This window comes from Stenotrophomonas sp. YIM B06876, from assembly GCF_030711595.1.
Taxonomy (GTDB): Bacteria; Pseudomonadota; Gammaproteobacteria; order Xanthomonadales; family Xanthomonadaceae; genus Stenotrophomonas.
In genome coordinates, this window is record NZ_JAUJUJ010000271.1 from 1 (window position 1) to 1,111 (window position 1,111).

1 protein-coding gene is annotated in these 1,111 nt (G+C 59.3%); it reads left to right on the plus strand.

The window, feature by feature from the left end; translation table 11 throughout:
* Window positions 1–403, plus strand: a 403-nt coding sequence (locus QZH66_RS16660) for a VOC family protein (protein ID WP_305806979.1), incomplete at its 5' end; no start/stop codon positions are given.
* Between the last annotated feature and the right edge of the window lie 708 nt (window positions 404–1,111).

Below are 1,111 nucleotides of genomic sequence, written 5' to 3' on the forward strand. Positions count from 1 at the left end.
GGACAGAGCAGCCGCCGAGCATTGGTACGAATCGACCCTCGGTCTTCGTCGCCAGCCGGAGCTGGCGTTTTGGGCCAGCGACCGCGGTCCTCTCACAATCACGAACGCCGAAGGCACGGTTCACCTGGCCCTGTTCGAGAGGCCCCACGAAAAGTGCCGCTCAGTCATCGCATTGGGTGTCAGCGCGCAGGAACTCTTTGACTGGCAGCGGCACCTGACCGAAGTACTCGGTGAAAAACCGGTGCTCGAGGACCACGGCACCTCTTGGTCTTTGTACTTTCGAGATCCCGACGGGAACCCGTACGAAATCACAACCTGCGAGCACGAGGCGTTTGCGCAACTTAACAGCCGCACTGACGCCCGCCCCTTCCCTCAAGCCACCCCGCCTTCGGCGGCCAGCTGATTTTCATCGTTAGGCGCAACAGGAGAGGACATTGGCCTTAGGGATCGTTGGCAAGGCGCTCACGCTGTGGTTGGGCATTCTTGTATTGGCCATTGCCAACGGAATGCTTCGTGAGGCAGTCCTCATTCCCGCGCTCGGCAAGGCCGCGGGACTGATGCTTAGCGGCATCCTTCTGTCCACGCTCATTCTTGTGGTTGCGTACCTTGTACTGCCGTGGTTTGGGCCGGTGCCGCTGGCAAGGTGCGCCGCTATCGGCTTGGGTTGGCTTTGTCTTACCTTGGCCTTTGAGTTCACCTTTGGGCGTCTCATCCAAGGCAAGCCCTGGTCGCAGCTTNTCTGTCCACGCTCATTCTTGTGGTTGCGTACCTTGTACTGCCGTGGTTTGGGCCGGTGCCGCTGGCAAGGTGCGCCGCTATCGGCTTGGGTTGGCTTTGTCTTACCTTGGCCTTTGAGTTCACCTTTGGGCGTCTCATCCAAGGCAAGCCCTGGTCGCAGCTTCTGGAGGCGTACACCTTCAAAGACGGGAACCTTTGGCCCATTGTTTTGCTTGTCACGGCGGCAGCGCCATGCGTCGCAGCCAAAATCAGGGGCTGGGCGTGAGGTCGATAGCACGGAGCGATCCATTCGGGCCGAAACCGCTGCGCGGGCCGTCTTCATTCAAGGGCTAGTGTCGTGAGTTGAAAGTTCATTTCATAAAGATGCCGAGAA